5 protein-coding genes and 1 pseudogene are annotated in these 6,533 nt (G+C 26.1%); 3 read left to right on the forward strand and 3 right to left on the reverse strand.

Annotation, left to right across the window (positions count from 1 at the left end; translation table 11 throughout):
• A pseudogene (locus JG677_RS06495) lies at positions 1–458 on the reverse strand (methyl-accepting chemotaxis protein); the annotation flags it as partial.
• Positions 459–601: 143 nt separating this feature from the next.
• On the opposite strand from JG677_RS06495, the gene JG677_RS06500 reads away from it, so the two are divergent.
• From JG677_RS06500 to JG677_RS06510, 3 genes are read left to right on the forward strand one after another with little or no spacing between them, the layout of a single operon-like run.
• On the forward strand, positions 602–1,459 hold the full coding sequence (locus JG677_RS06500) for a metal ABC transporter solute-binding protein, Zn/Mn family (RefSeq protein ID WP_200285827.1): 858 nt from the start codon (positions 602–604) through the stop codon (positions 1,457–1,459).
• 11 nt (positions 1,460–1,470) lie between these two features.
• A complete protein-coding gene (locus tag JG677_RS06505; protein ID WP_200285830.1) occupies positions 1,471–2,325 on the forward strand; it encodes an ABC transporter ATP-binding protein in 855 nt (284 codons plus the stop codon).
• A complete protein-coding gene (locus JG677_RS06510) occupies positions 2,318–3,121 on the forward strand; it encodes a metal ABC transporter permease (protein WP_200285832.1) in 804 nt (267 codons plus the stop codon). Before JG677_RS06505 ends, JG677_RS06510 begins: the two co-directional genes overlap by 8 nt.
• Here the strand turns inward: JG677_RS06510 and JG677_RS06515 are convergent.
• A complete protein-coding gene (locus JG677_RS06515; RefSeq protein ID WP_200285834.1) occupies positions 3,110–4,444 on the reverse strand; it encodes an McrC family protein in 1,335 nt (444 codons plus the stop codon). The two genes, JG677_RS06510 and JG677_RS06515, sit on opposite strands and share 12 nt — an antisense overlap.
• The gene (locus tag JG677_RS06520; protein ID WP_234284653.1) at positions 4,431–6,458 is read right to left on the reverse strand and encodes an McrB family protein; all 2,028 of its coding nucleotides are present in this window, start codon (positions 6,456–6,458) and stop codon (positions 4,431–4,433) included. Before JG677_RS06520 ends, JG677_RS06515 begins: the two co-directional genes overlap by 14 nt.
• Positions 6,459–6,533 lie beyond the last annotated feature (75 nt).

Raw genomic sequence — 6,533 nt, forward strand, 5'->3', positions numbered from 1 at the left:
CCATTTGTTTTTAAAGCTTCCTGATAATAATCTCTTGTTCTTGCATCATAATTATCAGCTTTACCATAAATACCAAAATTCTTTCCTTTAGCATCAGAATCTGTATCACTTACAACAAGCTCACCATCTGGTTGTGCAATATAAGCTGCTAAAAATCCTCCAGCTTCTCTTAATAATTTTAAATCATCTCCTATATTTTCCATCAAAGCTTGTTGGTTGTTTAATTGATTATAAGAAAATGACAAAATTCTTTTTGAAAAATTTTCAAGAGTATCAGAATTGTTCTTTGAAAAATTTATCATAGAATTTTTTGCAACTTTAATATAGTTTATTTCAGCATTTATAACTTCATGATATATACTCTTATTAACGAAAATGTAAGTTATAATTCCAAGCAAACCTAAGCAAAAAATTGCAATTAAATTTGCAACCAAAGAAACCTTAAATTTTAAGCTCATATAAAACTCCTTAAATTAAAGATTTTTTTCAAAGCCGTTATTTTATCAAATAAAAATTTATTTTTTATTAAAAAAAATTAAACGATTGTTTGCTATACTATAAGGCTTAAAAATCTTTAAAAACATTCTAGAAAGTCAATCTAATGAAAAAAATTATATTATTATGTTTTTCTTTTTTAATACTACAAGCAAAACCTTTAATTAGTGTTAGCATAGCTCCTCAAGCATTTTTTGTAAAGAAAATAGCCGCAAATACTCTAAATATCAATATAATATTACCGCCAAATAGTAATGAACACAATTTTGAATTTAAACCAAGCACTATGAAAGATCTTGAAAAAAGTGATATTTATTTTACCATAGGATTAGAATTTGAAAAAGTTTTTATAGATAAATTTAAACAAAATTTCCCAAAACTTCAAATTGTAAATATACAAAAAAATATAACTTTACTAGAAACTGATGATGAGCACGAACATTTACACGATCACTCTCATGAACATGAACATTCTCATGAATACTTTGATCCTCATACTTGGCTTGATCCTATCTTGGTGCAAACTATGGCTTTAAATATTTATGATGCTTTAAGTCAAAAATATCCACAAAATAAAAATTTATATAAACAAAATTTAGATCAATTTTTAAAAGAGTTAAATAGTTTAAATTTGCAAATTGCATCAAAACTAGAAAAATTAAAAAATAAAGAATTTGTAGTTTATCATCCTTCTTGGACATATTTTGCAAAACGTTATAATCTTATACAAATTCCCGTAGAAATTCTAGGCAAAGAACCAAAAAGCAAAGATTTGCAAAATCTAATCACTCTAATAAAAAATAAAAATATAAAAGTCATTTTTGTTCAAAGTGGCTTTCCTGAAAATGCGGCAAAAACATTGGCAAAAGAATGTGATGCGCAAATTTATAAAATAGATCATTTGTCTTATGATTGGGAAAATGAACTTTTAAAAACAGCTGATGCCTTTTCTAAAAATCTATAATTAGGTCTTTAATGCTTTTTTTTGAAATTTCTAATCTTAATTATACATATGGAAATGAAATAGTTTTAAAAAATATCAATCTAAATTATGATAACAAAGACTTTCTTTCTATCATAGGTCCAAATGGTGCAGGAAAATCAACCCTCATAAAACTTATCTTAGGACTTTTAAAATCTAAAAATGAAATCAAATTTCAAGCTATTCAAAGAAAAGAAATAGGTTATGTTCCTCAATATACTTTAGCAAATCCTAATTTTTATCCAAGAGTAATTGAAATTGTTCTTATGGGACTTATAAGTAAAAAAATTTTTGGTTTTTACAGCAAAGAAGATAAAGAAAAAGCTATACAAGCTTTAAAAAGCGTAGGAATGGAAAATTTTTGGAATAAAACAATAAATTCTTTAAGCGGCGGGCAAAGACAACGCGTTTTTATTGCAAGAGCATTAGCAAGTGAATGCAAAATGCTGATTTTAGATGAGCCAACTGCAAGTGTTGATAATAAATCTGCTATACAAATTTTTGAACTTTTAAGTTCTTTGCATCAAAAAGGTGTAGGAATTTTACTCATTTGCCACGATATTAATCTAGTGCTTGCTTATAGTGATAAAATCGCTCATTTAAATAAAGAGCTTTTTTTACATACTAACGCCAAAGAGAAAGAAAAAAGTTTATTTTTAAAGCATTTATACGAAAATCATTCTCATTTTTGTGATGTGGAAATGAGTTTAAATTCTTGTTTTTGCGATGAAAAAAATTGTAATAGCAAAAAGTTATGCGAACAAGAATTTGTAAGAAGAAATTTAAGAAAAACCGAATTTAAAAAAGAAAATTTTTGTTTGAAATTTTCAAAGGAAAATTATGTTTGAAATTTTAAATTTCACTTTTTTTCAAAACGCTTTATTGGGAGCATTTTTAGTCAGTATAGCTTGCGGAGTTATAGGGACTTTAGTGATGATAAATCGCCTTTTTTCTATGGCTGGAGGTATAACACACGGAGCTTTTGGTGGTATAGGAATAGCTTTTTATTTTTCTTTGCCTATTTTATTAAGCACAGGAATATTTACTTTATTTTTAGCTTTTTTAGTGGCCTTTTTAGCTAAGCGTTATGAATATAGAAGCGATAGCATTATTGCTGTAATTTGGGCTTTTGGAATGGCTGTTGGGATTATATTGATCGATTTAAGTCCTAATTACAACACGGATTTAATGGCTTATCTTTTTGGAAGTATTTTAGCCATAGGAACACAAGATCTATGGCTTATGGGTATAGTTGATATAATAGTAATAGTTTTGATAGTTTTATTTTATAGACAATTTGAAGCTTTAAGTTTTGATGCTGAATTTGCAAAAGTTCGTGGCATTAATATAAACTTTTTTCATTATCTTTTAATTGCGCTTATGGCTTTTTGTATAGTTATTTCCATACGCCTTGTGGGGCTTATTTTAGTTATGGCCTTACTTAGTATCCCAAGTTTTATTGCTGAAAATTTTAGCAAAAGACTTGGTTTTATTATGATTTTAGCAAGTTTTTTAAGTATGATTTTTTGCATTTTAGGACTTATGCTTAGCTATTATCTCAATCTCTCAAGCGGTGCTTGTATCATATCTGTAGCTTGTTTTGGATTTTTAATACATTTGATAGGTAAGTTTTTAAAAAGGTAAAGGCGCAAAAAGCACTTGAACTTTTATATCTTTTTGCTCTTGTTCTTTAAAATACAAATGTTCACTTGCTTTAAAAATAAAAAATTTTTCTGTAGTTTTTCTTTGTAAATCTTGAGTTTTCTCGCACAAAGGATACACAAGCTTAATATCATAAATTTTAAATTTACAAGCATAAGCAAACATTTGATACAAATCATTTTGTGCTATGCCCTGCTTTTTATCTTCATCACTATCTGGAATTTTCCACTTAGTATCTAAGATCATTTTATTTTCTATATATAAATCAGGCTTTAACATAAAACATTTTTCATTATTTTTTGAAATCAAGTATTTTCCACTACTTTGAGTTTTAATATTTTCAGTTGGATTTGCTTTTTTTAGCATATACGCCACATAATCTTCAAAAAGCTTTTCCATAGGAAAAAGCAAAGCAAAGGCTTCATTTTTGCCATAATAAGGCATAAAACTTTCGTTTTTTAAGAAAATTTTGCACCATAAAAGCAAGTTTTCATAATAATCAAAATGTCTTGAAATTTTATAGCTAAAATCTTTTTCATAATTTTTAGAAAATTCTACCTCATCAAGCATTTGCAAGGACTTTATGAGTCTAAATTTATTTATATTTGTTTTGGATTTTAAGAAATTTAGAGTAGATTTTATTAAGCGGTTTGGCGCTATATCTAAAACAAACTCATCACAACTTGTAAAAAATCTTTCTTTATGAACTAGATTTTGTTTAATATGCTCACTAAAAAGTAGTTTTCCTTTTAAAAAAGCTCTATTACTCTCATAATCTACATAAGATCTCATTAAACCTTTTTTATACACACTATCAAATTCATCTAAAAACATCGTGATAAAAATTTCAAACAATGGCATTTTAGAACTTTGCAAAGATGCAATTTGCGACTTTTTAAAAGGAGAATTTTTTAAGGTTTTTAGCAAATTGATTAAAAGAATTTTAGGGTTAAATTTAAAATCGTTTGCATAAATTTCATTATCTTTAAAACCTTCGCTTAGATCATACCACTTTTTTAACTTTTCTTTATCGTGTATCAAAAAATCTTTTTCTAACTTGTAACTTTCTAAATTTGTGCATTTTGGTAAAATTTCCAAAACTCCGCTTTTGGTTTGGATAATGCCTACATAATTTTTAGCTTTTAGGGTATTTTTATTTTTAAAACCTAGAAGATTTTCATTATTTTTTGCAAAATCTTCTAGCTCTTTGTAAAACCTTTCAGCCTTTTCTTTGAAAATTTCTTTTAAATCTTCTTTAGAAAAAGCTTGATGTTCGATGATGGAAAAAGTGTTATTGTTTATCATTGTTTAATTGATTTTTCCCATCATTATAAATAGTTCGATATGTTTCAGGTTTATCCCAAATTTCATCATCAAATAAAGTAATACTATAAATAACTTTCTCGCTATCTACATTATCTAAGGTTTTTATTTTTTGGAGGTATTTAATATTTTCTAATTCTTTTTTATCAATCATATCATTGGAATTTAAAACATCATCAATTAAAGCATAATCATTATAAAAATACTCTTGTAAAAGAGGGATAATCTTATTTTGAAATACCTTTTTTAAACCTTCTAAATTTTCAACACCTATAAAAAATGCATGACCTATAGTTTTTTCTCTATCTAGTAAATATTCTATGCGAGTGTTTATAGCTATTAATAACTCTTGTAAATTAATACCTTCACAATCTATAGATAATTCACTCACATCAGGCATCATCTCAACAAATTCAAAACGTCTTCTTAGAGCTGTATCAAGAGAAGTGATACTTCTATCAGCTGTATTCATAGTGCCTATAATATATACATTTTTAGGTACTCCAAATTTTTCACCACTATAAGGCAAAGTTAATTCTAATGCTTCCTTATTGCCCAATCTTTTACTAGGCTCTATCAAGGTTATAAGCTCACCAAAAATCTTACTTACATTACCACGATTGATTTCATCAATGATGATTATAAAAGGTTTTAATTTTTCACTCGTAATTTCAAATTTTTCTTTTTGGTTTTCTTCAAATTCTCTTAATTTTTTATAAAACATAAAATAATAAGTCGCATTTCCGTGATGATCCTTTTGACTATCATATTTTGGTTTTATATCTTTATAATTCTTTATTTTTCCATGCTTAAAGTCTAAATAATTTTCTTTTATGGTATTAATAACTAATGTTTGAGAGCTTTTAATTGATCCACCCAATAAAAAAGAACAATACTTATCTTTAGAATTTAAAGATATCTTCTTAATGCTTACTTTATTTTCTAATGGAAATTCCTTACCTTGATTTATAAATTCTTGATTAATAAAATGTGCAAATTCAAAAATTAACTTATCTAAATCAAGTTTTAAAGCCTTTTGGCAAAGTTCTTTAAAAATTCCATCTTTAACCTTATAATTAATTTGTGAATTTTCATTTTCATTTTCTTTATCTAAATCAGGCTTTATACCTTCTACAAATTCTTCATATCCATAGCTTTGATGAAAAGTTGTAAAGACTATTTGCCCATTTTTTACATATTCATCAAATTTTGCTTTTTTCTCATCTCTACTTTCTATATTTTCACCTAAAATTTCTAAAGCCTTATCTATAGTATGATAAGTTTTTCCTGTACCTGGAGGTCCATAAAGAATTTGATTTAAAGGAATTTCACTTATATTATTATCCATTGCCTCCTCTATATTTTCAGTAGATTTTTCATTACTGCCATACTTATCCCATAAAGGCTTAGAAATTTTTTCTCTCATTTCATCAAGTGAGAAATTTTTACCTTCTAATAATTTTTGATGGAGTTGATAAGTTTTTAATTGTTCCTTAAATTCACCTAAAGATATTTTATTTAAAACTACTTGAGAAAAAATATTAAAAATTTTAATATTTTTAGGATTTTGATAATGAAAAGCTATTTTCCATTTAACTATATTAGGAAAAATAATTTTTTCTATAGTTTCTAAGTTATTATTCTGACTTGCTTTTATTATATTTATAATTTTTTGTTTAATTATGTCAAATGCTTCATTCTTATCCCTAGCACCTTCAGCATAACTAATTAACCATGCATATTGTTTATCAGACGAATATTTTATCCTTTCTTTAATTTTATATGTCTTACCACCACAATGACAAATACCAAATTTTAAATTTGCCAATCCTCCAGCAGCTCCTTTTATACTTGCAAATTTCTCTAATCTATGTTCTAACCAATAAGTAAATGTATTAGTATTTCCAAGCTGATTATACTCTTCGATACTCATTTTTGAAACCTTTTCTAAAGACCATTCTTTTTGAAAATCTAAAAAAACTTGCTCATCTACCATTTTATTTCCTTAATTCTTTCAAATATAAAAAATCTAAACTTTCGAATTTTATCAAAAAAAAAAAAAAATAAATCA

The sequence above is a fragment of the Campylobacter sp. TTU-622 genome, assembly GCF_016598965.1.
Taxonomy (GTDB): domain Bacteria; phylum Campylobacterota; class Campylobacteria; order Campylobacterales; family Campylobacteraceae; genus Campylobacter_D.